Origin of the sequence: Staphylococcus caseorum, from assembly GCF_049943195.1 — a bacterium.
Classification (GTDB): domain Bacteria; phylum Bacillota; class Bacilli; order Staphylococcales; family Staphylococcaceae; genus Staphylococcus; species Staphylococcus equorum_A.
Genome location: NZ_JBNFUA010000001.1, coordinates 1,261,819 through 1,285,072, shown reverse-complemented (window position 1 = coordinate 1,285,072; position 23,254 = coordinate 1,261,819). Strand labels below are relative to the sequence as shown.

The 23,254-nt window shown below is 34.0% G+C and carries 21 protein-coding genes; all 21 read left to right on the top strand.

The genetic code is table 11. The features are described from left to right. Positions 1-193 precede the first annotated feature (193 nt). The 21 genes from pgeF to ACP3TL_RS06595 all read left to right on the top strand — a co-directional run bounded on the left by pgeF (position 194) and on the right by ACP3TL_RS06595 (position 23,144). On the top strand, positions 194-982 hold the full coding sequence (gene pgeF / locus ACP3TL_RS06695; RefSeq protein WP_069832907.1) for a peptidoglycan editing factor PgeF: 789 nt from the start codon (positions 194-196) through the stop codon (positions 980-982). Positions 983-999: 17 nt separating this feature from the next. After that, positions 1,000-1,674 carry a YggS family pyridoxal phosphate-dependent enzyme gene (locus ACP3TL_RS06690; protein ID WP_285325521.1) on the top strand — a complete coding sequence of 225 codons (675 nt, stop codon included), beginning with the start codon at positions 1,000-1,002 and terminating at the stop codon, positions 1,672-1,674. A 5-nt stretch (positions 1,675-1,679) separates the two neighbouring features. Continuing rightward, complete coding sequence (locus ACP3TL_RS06685) at positions 1,680-2,276, top strand: cell division protein SepF (RefSeq protein WP_002507930.1); 597 nt, start codon at positions 1,680-1,682, stop codon at positions 2,274-2,276. Positions 2,277-2,288: 12 nt separating this feature from the next. After that, positions 2,289-2,579 (top strand): YggT family protein, encoded by a 291-nt coding sequence (locus ACP3TL_RS06680; protein ID WP_002507929.1) that lies wholly within the window; start codon positions 2,289-2,291, stop codon positions 2,577-2,579. 106 nt (positions 2,580-2,685) lie between these two features. Then, positions 2,686-3,465, top strand: coding sequence for a YlmH family RNA-binding protein (locus ACP3TL_RS06675; protein WP_069832905.1), 780 nt, complete (start codon positions 2,686-2,688; stop codon positions 3,463-3,465). Between the two features lie 157 nt (positions 3,466-3,622). Beyond that, entirely contained in the window at positions 3,623-4,240 is a 618-nt protein-coding gene (locus ACP3TL_RS06670; protein ID WP_021338697.1) for a DivIVA domain-containing protein, read from the top strand. A 256-nt stretch (positions 4,241-4,496) separates the two neighbouring features. Continuing rightward, positions 4,497-7,247, top strand: coding sequence for an isoleucine--tRNA ligase (gene ileS, locus ACP3TL_RS06665; protein ID WP_069832904.1), 2,751 nt, complete (start codon positions 4,497-4,499; stop codon positions 7,245-7,247). Between the two features lie 191 nt (positions 7,248-7,438). Continuing rightward, the gene (locus ACP3TL_RS06660) at positions 7,439-8,233 is read left to right on the top strand and encodes a VOC family protein (protein WP_069832903.1); all 795 of its coding nucleotides are present in this window, start codon (positions 7,439-7,441) and stop codon (positions 8,231-8,233) included. 4 nt (positions 8,234-8,237) lie between these two features. Continuing rightward, positions 8,238-8,711, top strand: a complete 474-nt coding sequence (locus tag ACP3TL_RS06655) for a CHAP domain-containing protein (RefSeq protein ID WP_069816259.1) — start codon at positions 8,238-8,240, stop codon at positions 8,709-8,711. Between the two features lie 757 nt (positions 8,712-9,468). Further along, positions 9,469-9,945: a signal peptidase II gene (gene lspA, locus ACP3TL_RS06650; protein WP_069832902.1), complete on the top strand. Its 477-nt coding sequence runs from the start codon at positions 9,469-9,471 to the stop codon at positions 9,943-9,945. Between the two features lie 12 nt (positions 9,946-9,957). Next, positions 9,958-10,878: an RluA family pseudouridine synthase gene (locus tag ACP3TL_RS06645; protein WP_065337802.1), complete on the top strand. Its 921-nt coding sequence runs from the start codon at positions 9,958-9,960 to the stop codon at positions 10,876-10,878. Positions 10,879-11,403: 525 nt separating this feature from the next. Then, complete coding sequence (pyrR, locus tag ACP3TL_RS06640; protein WP_002507921.1) at positions 11,404-11,931, top strand: bifunctional pyr operon transcriptional regulator/uracil phosphoribosyltransferase PyrR; 528 nt, start codon at positions 11,404-11,406, stop codon at positions 11,929-11,931. A 278-nt stretch (positions 11,932-12,209) separates the two neighbouring features. Next, positions 12,210-13,517: a uracil-xanthine permease family protein gene (locus ACP3TL_RS06635; RefSeq protein WP_069832901.1), complete on the top strand. Its 1,308-nt coding sequence runs from the start codon at positions 12,210-12,212 to the stop codon at positions 13,515-13,517. Positions 13,518-13,546: 29 nt separating this feature from the next. Beyond that, positions 13,547-14,467, top strand: coding sequence for an aspartate carbamoyltransferase catalytic subunit (locus ACP3TL_RS06630; RefSeq protein WP_069832900.1), 921 nt, complete (start codon positions 13,547-13,549; stop codon positions 14,465-14,467). Next, on the top strand, positions 14,445-15,719 hold the full coding sequence (gene pyrC / locus ACP3TL_RS06625; RefSeq protein WP_069832899.1) for a dihydroorotase: 1,275 nt from the start codon (positions 14,445-14,447) through the stop codon (positions 15,717-15,719). The genes ACP3TL_RS06630 and pyrC overlap by 23 nt, the downstream gene beginning before the upstream one ends. Next, on the top strand, positions 15,719-16,819 hold the full coding sequence (locus tag ACP3TL_RS06620) for a carbamoyl phosphate synthase small subunit (RefSeq protein ID WP_069832898.1): 1,101 nt from the start codon (positions 15,719-15,721) through the stop codon (positions 16,817-16,819). The genes pyrC and ACP3TL_RS06620 overlap by 1 nt, the downstream gene beginning before the upstream one ends. Next, positions 16,812-19,985 (top strand): carbamoyl-phosphate synthase large subunit, encoded by a 3,174-nt coding sequence (gene carB, locus ACP3TL_RS06615; RefSeq protein WP_069832897.1) that lies wholly within the window; start codon positions 16,812-16,814, stop codon positions 19,983-19,985. Before ACP3TL_RS06620 ends, carB begins: the two co-directional genes overlap by 8 nt. Positions 19,986-20,093: 108 nt before the next feature. Beyond that, complete coding sequence (gene pyrF, locus ACP3TL_RS06610) at positions 20,094-20,795, top strand: orotidine-5'-phosphate decarboxylase (RefSeq protein WP_285325522.1); 702 nt, start codon at positions 20,094-20,096, stop codon at positions 20,793-20,795. Further along, entirely contained in the window at positions 20,788-21,399 is a 612-nt protein-coding gene (gene pyrE / locus ACP3TL_RS06605; protein ID WP_069832895.1) for an orotate phosphoribosyltransferase, read from the top strand. The genes pyrF and pyrE overlap by 8 nt, the downstream gene beginning before the upstream one ends. Before the next feature lie 22 nt (positions 21,400-21,421). Beyond that, positions 21,422-21,607 (top strand): hypothetical protein, encoded by a 186-nt coding sequence (locus ACP3TL_RS06600; protein ID WP_069832894.1) that lies wholly within the window; start codon positions 21,422-21,424, stop codon positions 21,605-21,607. 682 nt (positions 21,608-22,289) lie between these two features. Beyond that, complete coding sequence (locus tag ACP3TL_RS06595) at positions 22,290-23,144, top strand: YitT family protein (protein ID WP_069816241.1); 855 nt, start codon at positions 22,290-22,292, stop codon at positions 23,142-23,144. Positions 23,145-23,254 lie beyond the last annotated feature (110 nt).

Sequence of the window (23,254 nt, the reverse complement as noted above, 5' to 3'; positions counted from 1 at the left end):
TTAAAGTAGTCAATAATAAATACAATGATGTCATCAGGTCCAAAGATCTGATGACTTTTTTGAATTTTATTGCTATCTATGAGTATAACTTAATCATATATTTGTCTGAGATTTTAGAATAAATTATTGTCGCGGGTCTCCTATAAGAAGTCATAGCGAGAAATTGCAGTTTTAATTAATGGAGGGTCATAGTATGCATGATAAATTTATTAAAGATAATCATATATTGAAATATGAGGATAGCCATTTAAATAATGTAAAATTGGGTATAACAACAAGAGAAGAAGGTTTGAGTCCCTATCCCAAATCAGCTTTTAATATGGCTAGATATATTAACGATGATCCACAGCACGTTACACAACACCAAGAAGAGCTTGCAGCTGTAATTCAATACCCGAGAGAACAGTGGGTATTTCCTATACAAACGCATGAAAATAAAGTTGTAGAGGTGACAGCTAAAGATAGAGGTACGAATATTGATATTTTAACGGATGCTTTACATGGTGTAGATGCATTATATACGTATGAATCTGATCTTCTGCTTACAATGTGTTATGCGGACTGTGTACCTATATATTTTTATAGCGAAAAACATCATTACATCGCTTTAGCACATGCTGGTTGGAGGGGCACTGTCGGTCAAATTGTGAATGAAGTCATCCGCTATATCGATTTTAATTTAAATGATTTGAATATCGTTATTGGACCTGCAACTTCTACAACTTATGAAATTAATGATGATATTAAAGCAAAATTTGAATCATTACCGATAGACATAAATGAATACATTAAGACAAGAGCCAATGACAGACATGGCATTGATTTAAAACGTGCAAATGCTTTATTACTTGAAAATGCAGGTGTTCCTAAAGATAATATTTATATGACCAACTATGCGACATCTGAAGATTTATCCTTATTTTTCTCATATAGAGTAGAGAAAGGGAATACTGGCCGCATGTTAGCATTTATCGGTCAATAATGAAGAGGTGTAGAGATTTGAACGTACAACAGAATTTAGAACAAATTGAAAAACAATTAAAAACATACTGCGAAAAAGGTAATATTTCAACGTTACCAAACGTGATTGCAGTGACAAAGTATGTTACAATAGACCGAGCTAATGATGCTTATAATGCGGGGATTAGACATTTTGGTGAGAATCGTTTAGAAGGATTTCAACTTAAAAAAGAAGCTTTACCTGATGATATTGTAATGCACTTTATTGGTTCGTTACAGACAAGAAAGGTGAAAGAAGTGATCAATGAAATTGATTACTTTCATGCATTAGATCGTCTTAAATTAGCAAAAGAAATTAACAAAAGGGCGGAACACAAAATAAAGTGTTTTGTTCAAGTAAATGTTTCAGGTGAAAAATCTAAACAAGGTGTTGCATTGAAAGATGTGAATACTTTTATTGAAACGTTGGAACAATATGAAAATTTAGAAGTAGTTGGTCTTATGACTATGGCTCCATTAACTGATGACGAGTCATATATAAAAAGCTTATTTCAATCATTAAAGAATAAAAGAGATGAGATTAAAGCGCTCAATTTAAATTATGCACCATGTACTGAGTTATCGATGGGAATGAGTAATGATTTCCATTTAGCTGCTGAAGAAGGTGCGTCATTTGTGAGAATTGGGACTAAACTTGTAGGAAAAGAGGAGTGAGCCCCGTGGCTTTAAAAGATTTATTTAGTGGATTTTTCGTGGTTGAAGAAGAAGATGACGAATTAGAAGCACCAGAAGAAGAACAAGGTAGACAACAAAACAAGCAACAAGCGCAGTCTCAAACGAATTTCAATGAATATAAAAATAATGAAAATACAGAGCGACAAAGATCCATACAATCCGTTCCCAAAAAGCAGTCATCAAGATTACAGCAATCCTCAGGTGAAAGGAAGTATCAAATGAATAACACTTCATCAAAAAATAATGCAAGGAACGTTGTGAATATGAATAATCAAGAACAAGATCAATTCGGTTTTACAGAAGAAAGTTCTAAAATGTGTTTATTTGAACCACGTGTTTTTTCAGATACTCAAGATATTGCAGACGAACTCAAAAATCGTCGCGCAACTTTAGTTAATTTACAGCGTATTGATAAAGTTTCTGCTAAACGTATTATCGACTTTTTAAGCGGTACAGTTTATGCAATCGGTGGAGACATTCAACGCGTAGGATCAGATATATTCTTATGTACTCCAGATAATATAGAAGTAGCTGGTAGTATAACAGATCACATAGAAAATATGGAATACCAAGGTGAATAGAGGTAATAATAAATGGATATAGGTTTATTAGGAAGTATATTTAGTTTTATTTTATTCTTGGTTCAAATTTATTATTACGGAATGATTGTTTATTTCTTTATGTCATGGATACCTAATGCACGAGAAAATAAATTCGGTCAATTTTTGGCTAAAATTTATGAACCATTTTTAGAACAGTTCCGTAAAATTATTCCTCCAATTGGCATGATTGATATATCATCAATTGTAGCAATAATTGTACTTGTTTTATTCCGACAAGGTTTAGCAAGTATTTTTAATCTAATTTTGAGTAATTTAGCTTAAATCAATTTACGTTAAATAGAATTTAAGTTTAACTATAACTAATGTATAAAATAAATGAGAAGCACCTAACGTTGTATGACGCGAGGTGCTTTCTCTTGTATGTGGAGTGATTAGCATCGATATTTACCAGCATTTTAGAAAAGAAGAACATGAATTAATAGATCAACTTATAGATAAGTGTAATCGTGCGAATGAGCAGTATGCGCCTATATTAACACCATTTCTAGATCCACGTGGACAATATATTATGAGTGTCATAGTCGGTAGCTATGGTGATTTAGAAGTGACATTCTTTGGTGGGCCTTATGCAGAACGCAAAAGGGCCATTGTTGCACCTGATTATTTTGTGCCAGAAGAAGAACTGTTTGAAATTGTATTGCTTGAAATAGACTATCCTCAAAAGTTTGTAACGCTACAACATCAACATATATTAGGAACAATTATGTCTTTAGGGATAGAAAGAGAGCAATTAGGAGATATTATTGTAGATGACTCAATTCAATTTACTTTGACAAAGCAATTGGAATCTTATATTATGTTAGAGCTAAATAGAATTAAGGGTGCTACAGTTAAACTTAATTCTATTCCTATAAAAGATATGATACAATCAAAAGAGCATTGGCAAACATATGAAACTACTGTGAGTGGTTTGCGTTTAGATGTCATCCTAAAAGAAATGATTCGCAAATCGCGTACAATTGCTAAACAATTAATTGATAAAAAGCGTGTCAAGGTCAATCATACAATGATTGACGCTACAGATTTTCAACTTGATAGTGGTGACTTATTGTCAATCCAAGGTTATGGTAGAGCAATGATTACTGATATTGGTGGTAAAACAAAAAAAGATAAAGTAAGAATTTCGTATAAAACTTTATTCAAATAATGTTATACTTATCTAACGTATAAACAAGTCAAATTAGATTTCAATCAATAAAAATGCATACAAATGATTATAAAAAAATAGAAAATATAGACATAAAGCACTATTTCAGATATTTAAAGAAGTGCTAAAATAGTGTATTATAGAAGGAGGATAACGCATGCCTTTTACACCAAATGAAATAAAAAACAAAGACTTTACACGCGTAAAAACTGGTTTTGAACCAACTGAGGTTGAAAGCTATTTAGAACAACTAAGTAACGAAATTGAACGTTTAAAAGAAGACAAAAAGCAATTAGAGAAAGTCATTGAAGATAAAGATACAAACATCCAGTCTTATAAAGATGTTCATCAATCTGTAAGTGATGCTTTAATTCATGCGAAACAAGCTGGGGAAGAAACAAAATTAGCTGCAACTAAAGATGCTGAAGCAACAGTTTCTAAAGCACAAAGTGAAGCTAATAAAATCGTTAATGATGCAGTTGAAAAAGCACGTCGTCTTTCATTCCAAACTGAAGACATGAAACGCCAATCAAAAATATTTAGATCACGTTTCCGTATGTTAGTTGAGGCTCAACTTGATTTACTAAAAAGCGAAGATTGGGATTATTTATTAAATTATGATCTTGATTCTGAACAAGTAACTCAAGAGAATATTAATCATTTACATGAAAATGATTTGACTGAAGAAGAAAAAGCGATGAAAGCGAAAGCAGAAGCAGATAGTACTGCAGAAGCAGACGCTCAGGCTACAAATACTGAAACAGATAAAAAATAGTAATTAATATAAATAACAGACGCGTAAGCATCTCTTTGCATATCAAAGCGAGTTAGGGACAGTGAGAGCCTTTCATATGTAAGATGTTTATATCACTGTTATTTTAAAAAAATATATGAACAATGAGAGAACTCTAAGTTGAGTTAATCAGGGTGGTAACGCGGTATTAATCGTCCCTGTTAATTGAACTTAGGGTTCTTTTTATTGTACGAATGAATTGAATTTAGTATGAAAATCGGAACAAGGAGTGTATAAAATGGATTATAAAGAAACGTTATTAATGCCAAAAACAGATTTCCCAATGCGCGGAGGGTTACCAAATAAAGAACCTAAGATCCAAGAAGAATGGGAAGCTCAAAACATTTATCAAAAAGTGTTAGATAAAAATGAAGGGAATCCATCATACATTTTACATGATGGTCCACCATACGCTAATGGTAATTTGCATATGGGACATGCACTGAATAAAATCTTAAAAGACATGATGATTAGATATAAATCAATGCGTGGTTTTTATGCACCTTACGTCCCAGGTTGGGATACGCACGGTTTACCTATTGAACAAGCACTAACTAAAAAAGGTGTTAAACGTAAAGAATTATCTATTGCTGAATTCAGAAAAAAATGTGAAGCATTTGCTTTAGAACAAATTGAAAATCAGAAAAAAGATTTTAAACGTTTAGGTGTTAAAGGTGATTTTGATAATCCATATATCACATTAAAACCAGAATATGAAGCAGCGCAAATTCGTTTATTTGGCGAAATGGCAGACAAAGGATTAATTTATAAAGGTAAAAAACCTGTATATTGGTCACCATCAAGTGAATCTTCACTTGCAGAAGCAGAAATAGAATATCAAGATAAACATTCGGCTTCTATCTACGTAGCATTTGATGTTAAAGATGGTAAGGGCGTTGTAGATTCAAATGCAAAATTCATCATTTGGACAACAACACCATGGACATTACCTTCTAACGTAGCGATTACAGTACATCCTGATTTAACTTATGGTCAATATAATGTGAATGGTAAAAAATACATTATCGGTAAAGACTTAGCGAGTGATGTTGTTGAAGCATTAGGCTGGGATGAAAACACGCTTGAATTAGAAAAAGAATTTAAAGGTAGCGAATTAGAGTATGTGGAAACACAACATCCATTTGTTGACCGTGTTTCATTGGTTATCAATGGCTTACATGTTACTACTGATGCTGGTACAGGTTGTGTTCATACAGCGCCTGGTCATGGTGAAGATGACTATATCGTTGGTCAGAAGTACAAATTACCTGTAATTAGCCCAGTTGATGATAAAGGTGTCTTTACAGAAGAAGCTGGTCAATTTGAAGGTATGTTCTATGACAAAGCTAATAAAGCAATTACGGATGTGTTAAAAGAAAAAGACGCTTTATTAAATTTAGAATTTATCACACATAGTTATCCTCATGATTGGCGTACGAAAAAACCTGTTATCTTCAGAGCAACGCCACAATGGTTTGCTTCTATTGATAAAGTACGTCAAGATATCTTAGATGCAATCGAAGTAACTAATTTTAAAGTAGATTGGGGTAAAACACGTATCTTCAATATGATCCGTGACCGTGGTGAATGGGTTATTTCACGTCAACGTGTATGGGGCGTACCATTACCAGTATTTTATGCTGAAAATGGTGACATCATCATGACAAACGAAACTGTTAATCATGTTGCAGATTTATTTGAAACCTTTGGTTCTAATGTTTGGTTTGAACGTGATGCAAAAGATTTATTACCAGAAGGATTTACACACCCAAGTAGTCCAAATGGTGAATTTACTAAAGAAACAGATATTATGGACGTTTGGTTTGATTCTGGTTCTTCTCACAGAGGCGTTTTAGAAGGCCGTCCGGAACTATCTTATCCAGCTGATTTATACATTGAAGGTAGTGACCAATACCGTGGTTGGTTTAACTCATCAATCACAACTTCTGTTGCGACAAGAGGTAAATCACCATATAAAATGCTCTTATCTCACGGTTTTGTTATGGACGGATCAGGTAAAAAAATGAGTAAATCATTAGGTAACGTGATTGTGCCAGATCAAATTGTTAAACAAAAAGGTGCAGATATTGCACGACTTTGGGTAAGTAGTGTTGATTACTTAGCTGACGTTCGTATCTCAGATGAAATCTTAAAACAAACTTCTGATGTGTATCGTAAAATCAGAAATACATTAAGATTTATGTTAGGGAACGTGAGTGATTATAACCCTGCTACCGATGCATTAGCTGAAGCAGATTTATTAGAAGTAGATAAATATCTATTAAATAGACTACGTGAATTTACAGCAAATACTTTAGATCATTATGATAACTATGACTACTTAGACATCTATCAAGAAGTTCAAAACTTTATTAACGTAGAACTAAGTAATTTCTATTTAGATTATGGTAAAGATATTTTATATATTGAAGAACGTGATTCTCATAAACGTCGTAGTATGCAAACAGTGTTATACCAAATTGTAGTGGATATGACGAAACTATTAGCACCAATCTTAGTGCATACTGCTGAAGAAGTGTGGTCTCATATTCCTCATGTTGAAGAAGAAAGTATTCACTTAACTCGTATGCCAGAACGCACTGAAGTTGACCGTGAATTTTTAGATAGATGGAATACATTTATGAATTTACGTGATGACGTTAACCGTGCATTAGAAGCAGCACGTGGTGAAAAAGTAATTGGTAAATCGTTAGAAGCTAAAGTTATAATTGGCAGTAATGAGAACTTTGATGCAACATCATTTTTACAACAATTCTCTGATTTACAGCAGTTATTCATCACTTCTCAAGCAGAAGTAGTGGAATCAGTTGAAAACGGTGTGGCTTATCAATATGGTGATATCCGTATTGAACACGCGCATGGTGAAAAATGTCAACGTTGTTGGAATTATAGTGAAGAACTCGGTTCAGTTGGCGAACTTGATGATTTATGTCCGCGTTGTCAAGAAGTTGTAAAGACACTCGTATAAAACGTAGCACCATCAATTATTAATAATTGAGTCTGAGACATGTATTTTGTCTCAGGCTCTTTTCATGTTTGAACTCCTAAGATAACTATGAAGAAATAAATGAAAATAATTGTATTGAATGAGCTTTTTTAATGTATAAAAATGGATTTCAAGTATACTGAATTTATTAGAGTTTTAGAAAGGTGTTATACATGTTCCATAGTCAAAGCGCACATTTTGTAAATGGCATTACGTTAAATGTTAGAGATAAAGATGAAATGAAACAATTTTATGAAAACATCATAGGTATGAATGTAGTAAATGAATCTTATTCAACAATTCAATATGAGATTGGTAATTTAAATCATTTTATGACTTTTAATCAAGTTATACAGGGCAGAGAGCCATTACGTTCAGAAGCAGGATTATTTCACTTGGCGATTAGGTTGCCTGCAAAGACAGACCTTGCAGATTTGCTTGTTCAAATAAGTGAAGCGGGTATTCCAGTACATGGTGGAGAGCATGATGTGACGACCTCATTATATTTAGAAGACCCTGAAGGCAATGGATTAGAATTTTATGTTGATAATCCAATTGAAGACTGGTTATTTGAGGATGAAAAAGTAGTGCTTGAAACGCAACCGATTAACGTGCCAAATTTATTAACGTTTACTTCAAATGAAAAATGGCAAGGTATTCCAGATGAAAGCGTCATTGGATATTTGAATTTAAAATCGATTGATTTAAGCAAAGTAAAGCAGTACTATAATAATTATTTCGGACTTGAAACATCATCATTAGAAACAGATGGCGCATTTTACTTATCCTCTAATGGTTATCACCAACATTTAGTGGTTAATAATTGGCTATCAAGTATTAAACGAATTGAAAATAATAGAACATATGGTTTAGCAATTATTGATTTTCATTACCCTGAAACTACTCACAAATTATTAACAGGCCCAGATGGTATACAATTTCGATTTAATTATAATAAGGTCGTGTGAATTAATGAAAAAAAGACTTGGTACGATGTTTGCGATAAGTACTATTATTATTGTTGCTGCCGCATATGAAGGATTAGATAACCAAGATATGACTGAGCCAACAAATCATTTTTGGTCGTTAGATCCAATGAAATATAATACGTATACTAAAGGACAATGCACGCACTACGTCTTTGAAAAAGTAAGAGAAGATGGTATGAAAATAGGGAAAAATTGGAACGACGCAAAGTATTGGGCATCGTTTGCACAAAAAAGTGACTATAAAGTAAATCAATCACCTAAGGTAGGGAGCATTTTACAGACTGCTGAAGGTGAGTATGGTCATGTAGCTTATATTGAACAACGAAATGACAATGGTTCATTAGAAGTGAGTGAAATGAATTATAACAAGCCTTTTGAAATATCAAACCGAATTATAACGAAAGACGAAGTTAAAGATTATAAATATATCCATCCTAAGAAAAACGCAAGTGTTTAAACATAATAGTATATACAGGTAGCGACTTGTGCATGCTTTCCGCGGGCACAGCCTCAGCCTGTTGTCTTCGGCACGTGCTTTTCCCGCAGGAGTCAGCACAAGTCGTTACCTTGATTTAATAACAAAATAATATGAAATATGATTTCGATAACTCATGACTATATTTTTAATAGCAAGACTTATTTATTATATAGTTGTATATTTTTTTATTTTGTAACAGTACTTGTGCATGCTTTCCGCGGGCACAGCCTCAGCCTGTAGTCTTCGGCACGTGCTTTTCCCACAGGAGTCAGCACAAGTCGCTACCTTGATTTAATAGCAAAATAATATGAAATATGTTTTCGATAACTCATGACTATATTTTTTATAGCAAGATTTATTTAATATATATTTGTATATTTTTTTATTTTGTGGCAGTACTTGTGCATGCTTTCCGCGGGCACAACTTCAACTTGCAGTATTCAGCTCATGTTGAAACATATGCTGGGTCTAGGCGCTTCTATATCATACTGTTATTACATCAACATAAAATATTTCATCTACATTTAAAATTAGGCAACATGGTGAGCCGTTTGATTGTTAAATGTAGATGATTTTTTAATTGGTTTATTGTATATGTGAATAATATTAGCCTTTTAAGTATTAATAATGTAACTTTTTTACCAGATATTCAAACTGTAACTTTTTTTATAAGTTTGATTAGGATATAATGAAAGATGTTGTAAAAGCGACTGAGATTAGAATAGGAGGTACAGACATGAAACGTCCGTACTATATTGGTATTTCTTTATTCATAACAATCGTTATATTAATATTAGATCAAATCACAAAATTTATTGTTGCTAGTTCAATGAAGGTTGGAGAAACATTTGAAGTTATTCCCAACTTTTTAAATATAACTTCTCACAGAAATGATGGTGCCGCTTGGGGTATTATGAGCGGGAAGATGGGCTTTTTCTATATAATTACAGTTATTATACTCGTAGTGCTCATTGTATTTTATATTAAAGAAGCAAAACACAGTTTGTTAATGCAAATCGCTATTAGTTTATTATTTGCAGGTGCTTTAGGTAACTTTATTGATCGCGTGTTGCACGGCGAAGTTGTTGACTTTATTGACACATATATAATTGGTTATAACTTCCCAATATTTAATGTAGCTGACTCTAGTTTGACGATAGGCGTTTTGTTAATTATTATCGCTTTGTTAACAGATATGAAGAACGAAGAATAGGAGAGATTTTGCATGACTATACATGAGTATAAAATAGAAAATAAAGATGACGCAGGCCAGCGTATCGACAAAGTATTACCTGAATTCAATTCAGATTGGTCACGTACACAGATTCAAGATTGGATTAAATTATCACTTGTAAAAGTAAATGATAAGCTAATTAAGCCAAATTATAAGACGAAGTTAAACGACCATATTGTAGTAACTGAAAAAGAAATTGTAGAAGCAGATATCAATCCAGAAAATTTAAATTTAGATATATATTATGAAGATGATGATGTAGCAATCGTCTATAAACCTAAAGGCATTGTGGTGCATCCTTCAGCTGGGCATTCAACAGGGACACTTGTAAATGGTTTAATGTATCAAATGAAAAATTTATCTGGCATTAATGGTGAAGTACGTCCAGGTATTGTACACCGTATTGATAAAGACACATCTGGTCTATTAATGGTAGCCAAAAATGATATTGCACATCGTAGTTTAGTAGATCAATTAGTTAAGAAAACTGTGACACGTAAATACGTAGCACTTGTTCACGGCAATATACCGCATGATTACGGTACAATAGAGGCACCAATTGGTAGAAATAAAAACGATCGTCAATCAATGGCAGTGGTTGATGATGGTAAAGAAGCGGTTACACATTTTAATGTATTAGAGCATTTTAACAATTATACTTTAGTAGAATGTGAATTAGAAACAGGGCGTACACACCAAATACGTGTACATATGAAATATATTGGATTCCCTCTTGTAGGTGATCCAAAATATGGACAGAAGAAAACCCTGAATATTGGTGGACAAGCACTACATGCAGGTATCATTGGTTTTGAACACCCAGTGACACAAGAATATATTGAAAAGTCTACACCACTCCCTGAAGACTTTGAGCAATTATTAGCAGATATTCGTAAAAGTGATACTAAATAATAAGCATGAACTTGAAATATAAAGTTTTGAAGATTTCAAGTTAATATATAAGCACAAGCTACTAGAATTCTATATTTAGAACCTAGTAGCTTTTTTATGTTTGTTTATAAGCAAGAAAAATCACCATATGAATGAAATAAACATCTTCTAATGATTAACTTGAATTTTAATTGACCGCTTGCAAGTGAATTGTATTCATGGTAGTATAGTGACAGTTTAATAGAACGTCATACGTCTTTAAATGAAAGTCCAGAGAGGCTTCGAAGACATGTAGTTAATATAAGGTACATAAACATATTGTGTGTTTGTGAAAGCAAATGAACACTGTTGTAGCTGAAGTTTATCAGCGCAATGGGAAACATAGCGGTTAAATCCCTGTGTAGAGAAAGCATCTAAGTTAAGTGAAGATAAATCTCTTGTTTGTTTATGATACCTTATAACTAAACCTCATGTCTTAATAAAGACATGAGGTTTTCTTTGTATTAAATGAGATAGATATTTATCAAATTAAGGAAGGTGCCTAAAATGTCAGAACGAGTTATTATGGATGAAGCAGCGATTCAAAGAACGGTGACACGTATTGCACATGAAATTTTAGAGTATAATAAAGGTACTGATAATTTAATATTGCTAGGTATTAAAACGCGCGGTGCATTTTTAGCGCGACGTATTCAACAAAAAATTGAACGCATAGAAGAGAAACTTGTACCAACTGGAACGATTGATATCACTCAATTTAGAGATGATTTAGAACAGACAATAAATGAAGCTGAAGAAAGCGCATATGAAATTGATGTTAATATTACAAATCAAGTCGTAATTATCATTGATGATGTTTTATATACAGGACGAACGGTGAGGGCTTCCTTAGACGCAGTGTTACAATACGCTAGACCTAAGAAAATAGGGTTAGCTACACTAGTTGATCGAGGACATCGAGAATTACCGATACGTGCAGACTTCGTTGGTAAAAACATACCAACAGCAAGGGAAGAAGCTGTGGCAGTTTTTCTTGAAGAAATCGATGATAGAAATGCAGTAGTAATTGAATAGCACCTTTTAATTCAGTACGAGAGACTGGAAAAGGGAAGAGGATTTAAATTTTCAGCTACGATCTAAGCATTAGATACGTAAGCAATTCATTTATAGTTGTCAAATGCACGATGTTGATAACATTCCTCTTCACATATACTTTGTTTTATTGCGAGTTAACTATAGTCAAAATGTCAATGGCTATAAATCAACTTAGCAATAATCAAGATATATACTTTTTAGTCTCTTTACATGAATTTAATGTAAAGAGACTTTTTTTATGAGAGGAAGCATAAAACATGGAAAATGAAACAATGTTTGAACGGACAGTTAAGCCAGTATTAGATGTGCAAGATAGACCTAAATTAGGACAATGGGCATTCCTGAGTACACAACATTTATTTGCGATGTTTGGTTCAACTGTACTCGTACCATTTTTAACAGGATTACCTATATCTTCAGCGTTATTAGCTTCTGGTGTAGGGACATTGTTATACATACTAATTACCAAAGCGAAGATACCAGCATACTTAGGATCGAGTTTTGCATTTATTACACCCATTATTACAGGACTTAATTCACATAGCTTAGGTGACATGTTGATGGCGTTGTTTATGAGCGGTGTAATGTATGTACTCATCGGGTTAGCAATTAGATTAACTGGAACAGCATGGCTGATGCATTTACTGCCGCCGGTTGTTGTAGGACCAGTCATTATGGTTATAGGGTTAAGTTTGGCACCTACAGCAGTGAATATGGCAATGTTTGAGAATTCCTCAGAGATGCAAGGATATAATCTAAGTTATTTAGCAGTAGCAATGACCACATTGATTGTAACAATTGTAGTACAGGGTTATTTCAAAGGGTTCCTATCCCTGATACCAGTATTAATTGGTATTATCACAGGTTACATCCTTTCAGCATTGATGGGACTTGTCAATTTTGCGCCAATAGCGCAAGCAAAATGGTTACAATTTCCGGACGTGTATTTGCCATTTAAAGACTATACGCCATCCATTCATATGGGATTAATCATTGTCCTGATTCCTATTGTCTTTGTGACTGTAAGTGAGCACATTGGTCATCAAATGGTTATTAATAAAATTGTAGGGCGTAACTTTTTTAAAGACCCAGGTTTAGATCGTTCGATTATTGGTGATGGTGTTTCTACCATGTTTGCAAGTTTGATTGGTGGCCCCCCAAGCACGACTTATGGTGAAAATATTGGCGTTTTAGCCATTACAAAAATTTATAGTGTTTACGTCATCGGAGGCGCAGCAGTTATTGCTATTATTTTAGGGTTTGTTGGTAAATTTACAGCGCTCGTCTCATCAATACCTACACCAGTAATGGGAGGCGTATCTATATTACTTTTTGGTATTATCGCAGCAAGTGGTCTGAGGATGCTAGTCGAAAGTGAAGTTGATTTTGCAAGTAACCGCAATCTTGTTATTGCATCAGTCATCCTTGTAATTGGTATTGGTAATCTCGTCTTTAACTTAAATGGCGTCGGTATCAATATGCAAATTGAAGGTATGGCATTAGCAGCTTTAGCAGGCATTATACTCAATCTTATCTTACCTAAGGAAACACCCGCGAATAAATAAGCATTGATCATTATGAGGAGGCTAAAAAATTGGATAACTTATTATCGATGGAACATCTAACTACAAATGAAATATATGAATTAGTCAAACGTGCGAGTGCAATAAAAAATGGTGAACTACAACCTCAACGTTATGAAGATAAATTTGTAGCAAATCTATTTTTTGAAAACTCGACACGTACGAAAAGTAGTTTCTTAGTAGCAGAGCAAAAATTAGGACTGAAATTAATTGATTTTGAAACAAATACATCTTCTGTTCAAAAAGGGGAAACATTATATGACACATGTAAAACTTTAGAACAAGTAGGTGCAGATGTTCTGGTAATAAGACATTCACAAACCACTTATTATGACGAATTAAAATCGCTTAACGTACCAATTATTAACGCAGGAGATGGCAGTGGGCAACACCCGACACAAAGCTTATTAGACATCATGACAATCTACGAAGAATATCAAACTTTTGAAGGCTTAAATATCTTAATTTGTGGTGATATTAAAAACTCTCGTGTCGCCAGAAGTAATTATCAAAGTCTAACAACACTTGGTGCTAATGTAATGTTTTCTAGCCCAGATGCTTGGAAAGATGATTCCTTAGATGCGCCGTATAAAGATATTGATACTGTTATAGATGAGGTAGATATAGTAATGTTATTAAGAGTACAACATGAAAGACATACTGATGAGAACACAACACAATTTGAAGTAAGTAACTATCATAATCAATACGGTTTAACGCAAGAGAGATATAATAGGCTGAAATCACAAGCAATCGTGATGCATCCAGCACCAGTAAATAGAGGTGTGGAGATAGAACATTCACTTGTAGAAGCATCAAAATCACGCATTTTCAAACAAATGGAAAATGGCATGTACTTACGCATGGCGGTTATAGATTATATTTTACAATCGAAAGGGGCAGAAACAAATGAAATTATTAACGAATGCTAAAATCTTAAAAAATGGTGAATTTGAAACGGTGTCTATCTTAGTTGAAGGACAACATATTAAACAAATAGCTACGCAAATTGAGGTAGATACAAATACTGAAGTTATAGATGTTAAAGGACAATTTGTTTCTCCAGGTTTAGTAGATGTACATGTGCACTTACGTGAACCAGGCGGGGAACATAAAGAAACAATAGCAACGGGCACAAAAGCAGCAGCAAGAGGTGGATTTACAACCGTCTGCCCAATGCCAAATACACGTCCGGTACCTGATTCAGAAGAAAATTTAAATCATTTAAATCAATTAATAGAAGATAACGCTGAAGTAAGAGTATTACCTTACGCAGCTATTACAGTGAGACAAGCTGGTAAAGAACATGTCGATTTTGAAACACTTGCTAACAACGGCGCGTTTGCATTTACAGATGATGGTGTTGGTGTTCAACAAGCTAATATGATGTATGAGGCCATGCAAGCGGCAGCAAAAGTGAATAAAGCAGTCGTAGCACATTGTGAAGATAATAGTTTAATTTATGATGGCGCTATGCATGAAGGGCAACGCAGTGAAGCTTTAGGCATTCCTGGTATTCCAAATATTTGTGAAGCAGTACAAATTGCACGTGATGTACTATTAGCAGAAGCGGCTGGCGCACATTATCATGTATGTCACGTTTCTACAAAAGAGAGCGTCAGAGCAATTCGCGATGCTAAAAAAGCAGGTATACACGTGACAGCAGAAGTTACACCACATCATTTATTATTAACTGAAGATGATGTTCCAGGTGATGATGCGATTTATAAAATGAACCCTCCATTAAGAAGCAAAGAAGATAGAGAAGCACTGATTGATGGTTTATTAGATGGTACGATAGACTGTATTGCAACAGATCATGCGCCACATGCTGCAGAAGAAAAAGCACAGCCTATGACAAAAGCACCATTTGGTATTGTTGGAAGCGAAACAGCTTTCCCATTATTGTATACGCATTTTGTGAAAAATGGTGACTGGTCGTTACAACAGTTAGTAGATTATTTAACGATTAAACCCGCTCAGACTTTCGAGTTACCTTATGGTACATTAGAAGAAGGCGGATTAGCAGATTTAACAATTATTAACCTAGATGAAGAAAGTGAAATAAAAGCAGAGGACTTTGCATCTAAAGGAAGTAATACGCCGTTTATCGGTTATAAAGTATATGGTACGCCAGTATTAACAATGGTTGAGGGTGAAGTTAAATTTAAGGAGGAAAAATAATGTTGAAGAAACGCTATCTAGTTTTAGAAGACGGTTCATATTACGAAGGCTATCCCCTTGGTTCTGATCAATTAACAGTAGGAGAAATTGTTTTTAATACTGCAATGACGGGTTATCAAGAAACCATATCGGACCCGTCATACACGGGCCAAATTATTACATTTACATATCCACTTATCGGAAATTATGGTATAAACCGAGATGATTTTGAATCACTTGTACCTACCCTAAATGGTGTAGTTGTTAAAGAAGCAAGTGATCATCCAAGTAATTTTAGAAAACAAAAAACATTACATGACGTATTAGTTGAATATGATATTCCTGGTATTTCAGGTGTTGATACGCGTAGTATTACCAGAAAAATCAGAAATTTCGGCGTGTTAAAAGCAGCTTTTACTGATAATAAAGCTGAAATTGAATCATTAGTAGAACAGTTGAAAACGACTGAATTACCAAAAAATGAAGTAACAGAAGTATCAACGAAAACACCTTACGTTTCAACTGGGTATGATTTGAGTGTTGTATTGGTCGATTTTGGTAAAAAACAAAATATTGTTAGAGAATTGAATTTGCGTGGTTGTAATGTAACCGTCGTACCTTATGATACTTCAGCTGAAGCGATTATGAGAATGACTCCAGATGGCGTAATGCTTTCTAACGGACCGGGAGACCCTGAAGAAGTGAAAATTGCAGTTGAAATGATTAAAGGTATATTAGGAAGCGTTCCTTTCTTTGGTATATGTTTAGGCCATCAGCTTTTCGCCTTATCTCAAGGTGCAACATCGTTTAAAATGAAATTCGGTCATAGAGGTGCCAATCATCCTGTGAAAGATCTTAAAACAGGAAAAATTGCAATAACGAGTCAAAATCATGGTTATGCAATCGATAAAGACTCATTAATTGATAGTGACTTAGAAATTACACATCTTGCAATTAATGATGGCACAGTAGAAGGTTTAAGACATAAGTCACTACCGGCATTTTCAGTTCAATATCACCCTGAAGCATGTCCAGGGCCATCTGATTCAAATTACTTATTTGATGAATTTATCGACATGATGAATAATCATAAAGCGAAGGAGCGTATGTCAAATGCCTAAACGTACAGATATAGAAACGATTTTAGTTATTGGATCTGGTCCAATCATCATCGGTCAGGCTGCAGAGTTTGATTATGCAGGGACACAAGCTTGTTTAGCCTTAAAAGAAGAGGGTTATCGTGTAATATTAGTAAACTCGAATCCAGCAACAATTATGACTGACAAAGAAATTGCAGATAAAGTATATATTGAACCATTAACTCATGATTTTATAGCGCGCATTATTCGTAAAGAACAACCGGACGCCTTGTTACCTACATTAGGTGGACAAACAGGATTGAACATGGCCATTCAACTACATGATAGTGGTGAACTTGAAGCAAACAATGTGCAACTTTTAGGTACTAAATTAGAATCTATCCAACAGGCAGAAGATAGAGAATTATTCAGATCATTAATGAATGAACTCGAGGTACCTGTGCCTGAAAGTGATATTGTAAACACCGTAGAACAAGCGTTTATGTTTAAAGAAAAAGTAGGCTATCCACTCATCGTAAGACCAGCATTTACAATGGGAGGCACTGGCGGTGGTATTTGCCATAATGATGATGAGTTTAAAGAAATTGTAGCGAACGGTCTACATTATAGTCCAGCAACACAATGTTTAATTGAAAAATCAATCGCTGGTTTCAAGGAAATTGAATATGAAGTAATGCGTGACAAAAACGATAACGCAATCGTTGTGTGTAATATGGAAAATATTGATCCAGTTGGTATACATACAGGCGATTCGATTGTTGTGGCGCCGAGCCAAACATTGTCAGACATTGAATATCAGATGCTACGTGACGTGTCATTAAAAGTAATCCGTGCCTTAGGAATAGAAGGCGGCTGTAACGTGCAATTAGCTTTAGATCCACACTCTATGGATTATTATATTATTGAAGTGAATCCACGTGTGTCCCGTTCATCAGCATTAGCTTCTAAAGCAACAGGATATCCAATTGCTAAACTAGCAGCTAAAATTGCAGTTGGTTTAACGTTAGATGAAATGTTAAATCCAATTACAGAAACATCTTACGCGGCATTTGAACCAACTTTAGATTATGTTATCTCGAAAATCCCACGTTTCCCATTTGATAAATTTGAAAAAGGTGAACGTGTTTTAGGAACACAAATGAAAGCAACTGGTGAAGTTATGGCAATTGGTAGAACTTACGAAGAGTCATTACTTAAAGCAATCCGTTCATTAGAATATGGTGTACATCACCTTGGTTTGCCTAACGGAGATTCATATGATTTAGATTATATTAAAGCACGTATCAATGACCAAGATGATGAACGTTTATTCTTTATAGGTGAAGCGATTCGTCGCGGAACAACATTAGAAGAAATTCATGAAATGACACAAATTGATTACTTCTTCTTAAATAAATTCCAACACATCATTAATATTGAGCATGATTTGAAGGCTAATAAAGGTGACATCGAATATCTGAAATTTGCGAAAGATTACGGCTTTAGTGATCGTGTCATTGCACACCGTTTTGATATGACCGAAGAAGAAGTTCATGATTTAAGAATAAAAAATGGTATAACGCCAGTTTATAAAATGGTAGACACTTGTGCTGCAGAGTTTGAATCAGCAACGCCATATTATTACGGTACGTATGAATACGAAAACGAATCTATTGTTACAGATAAAGAAAAAATTCTTGTACTCGGTTCAGGACCAATTCGTATAGGACAAGGTGTAGAATTTGATTATGCAACAGTGCATGCAGTTTGGGCAATCCAACGTGCAGGTTATGAAGCAATTATCATTAATAACAATCCAGAAACTGTATCAACAGATTTTTCAATTTCTGATAAGTTATACTTCGAGCCATTAACAGAAGAAGATGTTATGAATATTATTGATTTAGAGCAACCTAAGGGTGTGGTTGTACAATTTGGTGGTCAAACAGCTATCAACTTAGCAGATAAACTTGCTAAACATGACGTTCAAATTTTAGGAACATCTTTAGAAAATCTAAATCGTGCTGAAGACCGTAAAGAATTTGAAGCATTATTACACACAATCGATGTACCTCAACCAAAAGGTAAAACAGCAACGTCTCCTAAAGAAGCATTAGAAAATGCAAGGAATATTGGTTATCCAGTTGTTGTAAGACCTTCATATGTATTAGGTGGACGTGCGATGGAAATCGTGAATAGTGATGCAGAACTAGAAGATTACATGAACCAAGCAGTTAAAGCGAGCCCAGATCATCCGGTACTAGTAGATAGTTATTTGACAGGTAAAGAAATTGAAGTGGATGCTATATCTGACGGGGAAACTGTTATAATCCCTGGCATTATGGAGCATATCGAAAGAGCTGGTGTACACTCTGGAGACTCCATAGCAGTCTATCCACCACAAACATTAACGCAACAAGAAATGGATACGTTAGAAGACTATACGATTAGACTAGCTAAAGGATTAAATATTATAGGATTAATTAATATCCAATTTGTTATCGCTCATGATGGCGTCTTCGTCTTAGAAGTGAACCCACGTTCGAGTCGTACGGTACCATTTTTAAGTAAAATTACGGACATCCAGATGGCTCAGCTAGCAATGCGTGCGATTATGGGTGAAAAACTTGTAGACTTAGGCTATAAAGCAGGGATACAACCATATGCTGAAGGTGTTTTTGTCAAAGCGCCAGTGTTCAGCTTTAATAAGTTAAAAAATGTTGATATTACGCTCGGACCTGAAATGAAATCAACAGGGGAAGTTATGGGTAAAGATACAACAATGGAAAAAGCCCTATTCAAAGGATTAACAGCCAGCGGTATGGAAGTAAAAGATCATGGTACTGTATTGATGACAGTGAGTGATAAAGATAAAGAAGAAGTAGTCAGTATCGCACATCGTTTAAATGAAGTAGGCTATAAAATTTTAGCAACTGAAGGTACTGCGAATAAATTAGCTGAGCATCATATACCAACAGAAATTGTTGGTAAAATTGGCAAAGAAGATGATTTATTAACGCGTATTCAACAAAGTGAAGTACAAATTGTAGTAAATACGATGACGAAAGGTAAGGAATTCGAACGTGATGGTTTCCAAATTAGACGTACATCAGTTGAAAATGGCGTACCTTGTCTCACTTCATTAGACACAGCTGATGCACTAACGTCAGTGATTGAAAGCATGACATTTACAATGAAAAATATGTAATAGTTAAGTTTGATACCACTAAGATAAAATAATAGTGCGAGTGCATAACATTATTTTATCTTAGTTCATATAGTAGAAGATTTTAAAATACGAGGTGTAGAACATATTATGAATAATTTACCAATTATCGCACTAGACTTTGATTCATCAGAAACGGCGGATGCATTCTTAGATCAATTTGATGAGCCACTTTTTGTAAAGCTGGGTATGGAACTTTTTTATCAAACTGGACCACAATTTATAGAATCTATTAAAGCACGTGGGCATGATATTTTTTTAGATTTAAAATTACATGATATACCGAATACTGTGGGTAAGGCAATGGAAGGGTTAAGTAAATTAAACGTTGATTTAGTCAATGTACATGCTGCTGGTGGAACTGAAATGATGACACGCGCATTAGAAGGTTTAAGAAAACACAACCAAAATATTAAAATTATAGCAGTTACACAACTTACTTCAACTACAGAATCTATGTTAAGAAATGAACAAAACATTCAAAGTTCTATAGAAGATGCAGTGCTTAATTATGCGTATCTAGCCAAAACGTCTGGTTTAGACGGTGTCGTATGTTCACCGCTTGAAGCAGCATTACTTACAGGTGAACTCGGTAAAAACTTCTTAAAAGTAACACCTGGTATCAGACCAGCACATGCGCATTCAGATGATCAAAAAAGGATTACTACACCGGAAGATGCGAAACAATTAGGCTCGACACATATTGTAGTAGGTCGACCAATTACGCAAAGTGATAATCCGGTCGCAAGTTATCATAAAATTAAAGAAAGTTGGTTAAGTAAGAATGGCTAAAGCAATAGCAAAATCACTATTAGATATTAAAGCAGTTTCACTTTCGCCCAACGATCCGTTTACATGGAGTTCAGGTATTAAATCACCTATTTATTGCGATAACCGTGTGACATTAGGTCATCCGTCAGTACGACGTAATATTAGAGATGGTTTAAGTTCGTTAATTAAAAATAATTTTCCGGATGTCGAAATCGTTTCGGGGACTGCAACAGCGGGCATTCCACATGCTGCCTATGTTTCTGAAGCGCTAGATTTACCGATGAATTATGTGCGTTCTAAGAGTAAGAGCCATGGTAAACAAAACCAAATTGAAGGTGCGTTAAGCAAAGGTAAAAAAGTGGTAGTCATTGAAGATTTAATTTCAACAGGTGGATCTTCTATAACTGCAGTAGAGGCATTAAAAGAAGCGGGAGCTGAAGTTCTAGGCGTAGTAGCTATATTTACGTACGGTCTAAAAAAAGCGGATGAACAATTTAAAGAAGCCCAAATACCTTTCTTTACTTTAAGTAATTATAATGAATTAATTGAGGTAGCTAAAGAAAAGGGAGAAATTTCTGACAATGATATTGGTACATTAGTTGAATGGCGAGACAACTTGTCTTAAAATGTGAGTTGGAGGGGATATTATGACAGAAGACCCAAAAAAAGCATATAATTACTTTGCACATTTAAACGATTTTTTAAAAAAAGAAGACGATTATAGACATCCATCTCATTCAAACGATAAAAACGAATGGCTATCTAATACATCAGAAGCAAATATATATAAGAAATCAAAGACTACTATTAAACAAAAAGGACATATTAAGTAATTCATAAAATGTAATATGTATAGACGTATTTAAGATCATAATAAAGAGGAAGATCAGAATGAATTTCATTTTGACCTTCCTCTTTATATTAAATCATTTTGACATAGCAAACTTTTTGTTGAACTTCGTTAAATTAAGGTTATTTTTGTAATAACAAAGTTTATCAATATAATTTATAATACTTATTATATGTGCTGACCGTTTTAAAACTAAAATGTGTCATTGTGTAGTAAAGTTATTATTAGCGGATCATAATTTTAATAATAATATAACCTACTAATAAAACTAATGCTGCAATAAGTAATGGAATAATATAAAAAGACATGAAATACCTCCAATTGGATTTATATTTATTCTAACTGTAAATATTAGAAAGTAAAAGAAATAAAGACGATATTGTCATTCAACTAAAAAAGAGATGACAGTTATACATTTTTTGAATGCAATGGGTTAAAAGCGTTACAAGAAATACAAAGTGGTGTGACCACTATTGTTGTGGTACATTTGCATTTATAATACGATGTATAACTTAGAATTACAATAATATATTTTTATGGGGCTGGGACATAAATATATGTCTTAGCCTCTATAGTTATATTAATTTTAGCTGACTGAATTGAAAATACCAATCGTAATTGTTTACCAAAAGGGTTTAATTTTTGAAAATGTAAGGGGTGCTTAAATGAAAATGATGAAACAATTATTCCGTGATCATACTAAAAATATCATTATTTGTTTAATTGGCGCATTTGTCAGTGCAATTGCAGTAAATTGCTTTATTCTAGAATCTAATCTTGGGGATGGAGGCACAGTTGGTATATCTTTAGCGCTTAAATATGCTTTTGGTTGGTCACCAGCTTTAACTTCTTTAATTATTAATACAATTGTTATTATTGTAGGTTGGAAATTTTTAAGTACAAGAACTGCTGTATATACTTTTATTGCAAATACAGCAATTTCTCTATTTTTAGATTTAACTGAAAATTTTAGTACTGGTATAGATAACTTTGTAATCAACGCTGCTTTTGGTGGTGTGTTTGTAGGTGTGGGCATCGGCTTGGTTATTGCAGCAGGTGGTGTCATTGGAGGAACTTCAGTTGTAGCTAAAATGCTGAATAAGTACTTTGATATAAAAACGTCACAAGGCATATTTTTATTAGATGGTTTAGTTGTGCTCTCTTTCTTATTTGTATTACCGTTAGAAAATGTGTTGTTTACGATTATTATGATATTCATTACTGAACGTGCAACTGCATTTATAATTGAAGGCTTTAATCCTAAAAAAGCTGTTACAATTATTTCAGATGAAAATGAAAATATTAGTGATAGAATTAACAGTTTTACAGGCAGGGGCTCAACGTTACTTAAAGGCAAGGGTGGTTTCGGTAAAAAAGAAACAAGTATGTTATATGTTGTAGTGCCACAATCTCAAGTCACGCGTGTCAAAAAATTAGTGAATGAAGAAGATGACAAAGCTTTCTTAGTTATACATGATGTACGTGACGTGCTAGGTAGTGGATTTATTAATTTAACATAAGCCAATAATTTGAACGTTTGCAAATAAGAATTTAAAAATATTTTACAACTTATAATAACGTTGTATATTCGATTTTTTACAATTTATCATTTATTCTAGTATTAAGAAGA

What these genes read in the sequence shown, in the direction of transcription:
- ACP3TL_RS06680 (WP_002507929.1), top strand. Translation starts at nt 2,289, where the DNA reads ATGGATATAGGTTTATTAGGAAGTATATTTAGTTTTATTTTATTCTTG.
- ACP3TL_RS06670 (WP_021338697.1), top strand. Translation starts at nt 3,623, where the DNA reads ATGCCTTTTACACCAAATGAAATAAAAAACAAAGACTTTACACGCGTA.
- pyrC (WP_069832899.1), top strand. Translation starts at nt 14,445, where the DNA reads ATGAAATTATTAACGAATGCTAAAATCTTAAAAAATGGTGAATTTGAA.
- carB (WP_069832897.1), top strand. Translation starts at nt 16,812, where the DNA reads ATGCCTAAACGTACAGATATAGAAACGATTTTAGTTATTGGATCTGGT.
- pyrF (WP_285325522.1), top strand. Translation starts at nt 20,094, where the DNA reads ATGAATAATTTACCAATTATCGCACTAGACTTTGATTCATCAGAAACG.
- pyrR (WP_002507921.1), top strand. Translation starts at nt 11,404, where the DNA reads ATGTCAGAACGAGTTATTATGGATGAAGCAGCGATTCAAAGAACGGTG.
- ACP3TL_RS06645 (WP_065337802.1), top strand. Translation starts at nt 9,958, where the DNA reads ATGACTATACATGAGTATAAAATAGAAAATAAAGATGACGCAGGCCAG.
- pyrE (WP_069832895.1), top strand. Translation starts at nt 20,788, where the DNA reads ATGGCTAAAGCAATAGCAAAATCACTATTAGATATTAAAGCAGTTTCA.
- ACP3TL_RS06660 (WP_069832903.1), top strand. Translation starts at nt 7,439, where the DNA reads ATGTTCCATAGTCAAAGCGCACATTTTGTAAATGGCATTACGTTAAAT.
- ileS (WP_069832904.1), top strand. Translation starts at nt 4,497, where the DNA reads ATGGATTATAAAGAAACGTTATTAATGCCAAAAACAGATTTCCCAATG.
- ACP3TL_RS06600 (WP_069832894.1), top strand. Translation starts at nt 21,422, where the DNA reads ATGACAGAAGACCCAAAAAAAGCATATAATTACTTTGCACATTTAAAC.
- lspA (WP_069832902.1), top strand. Translation starts at nt 9,469, where the DNA reads ATGAAACGTCCGTACTATATTGGTATTTCTTTATTCATAACAATCGTT.
- ACP3TL_RS06595 (WP_069816241.1), top strand. Translation starts at nt 22,290, where the DNA reads ATGAAAATGATGAAACAATTATTCCGTGATCATACTAAAAATATCATT.
- ACP3TL_RS06655 (WP_069816259.1), top strand. Translation starts at nt 8,238, where the DNA reads ATGAAAAAAAGACTTGGTACGATGTTTGCGATAAGTACTATTATTATT.
- ACP3TL_RS06635 (WP_069832901.1), top strand. Translation starts at nt 12,210, where the DNA reads ATGGAAAATGAAACAATGTTTGAACGGACAGTTAAGCCAGTATTAGAT.
- ACP3TL_RS06620 (WP_069832898.1), top strand. Translation starts at nt 15,719, where the DNA reads ATGTTGAAGAAACGCTATCTAGTTTTAGAAGACGGTTCATATTACGAA.
- pgeF (WP_069832907.1), top strand. Translation starts at nt 194, where the DNA reads ATGCATGATAAATTTATTAAAGATAATCATATATTGAAATATGAGGAT.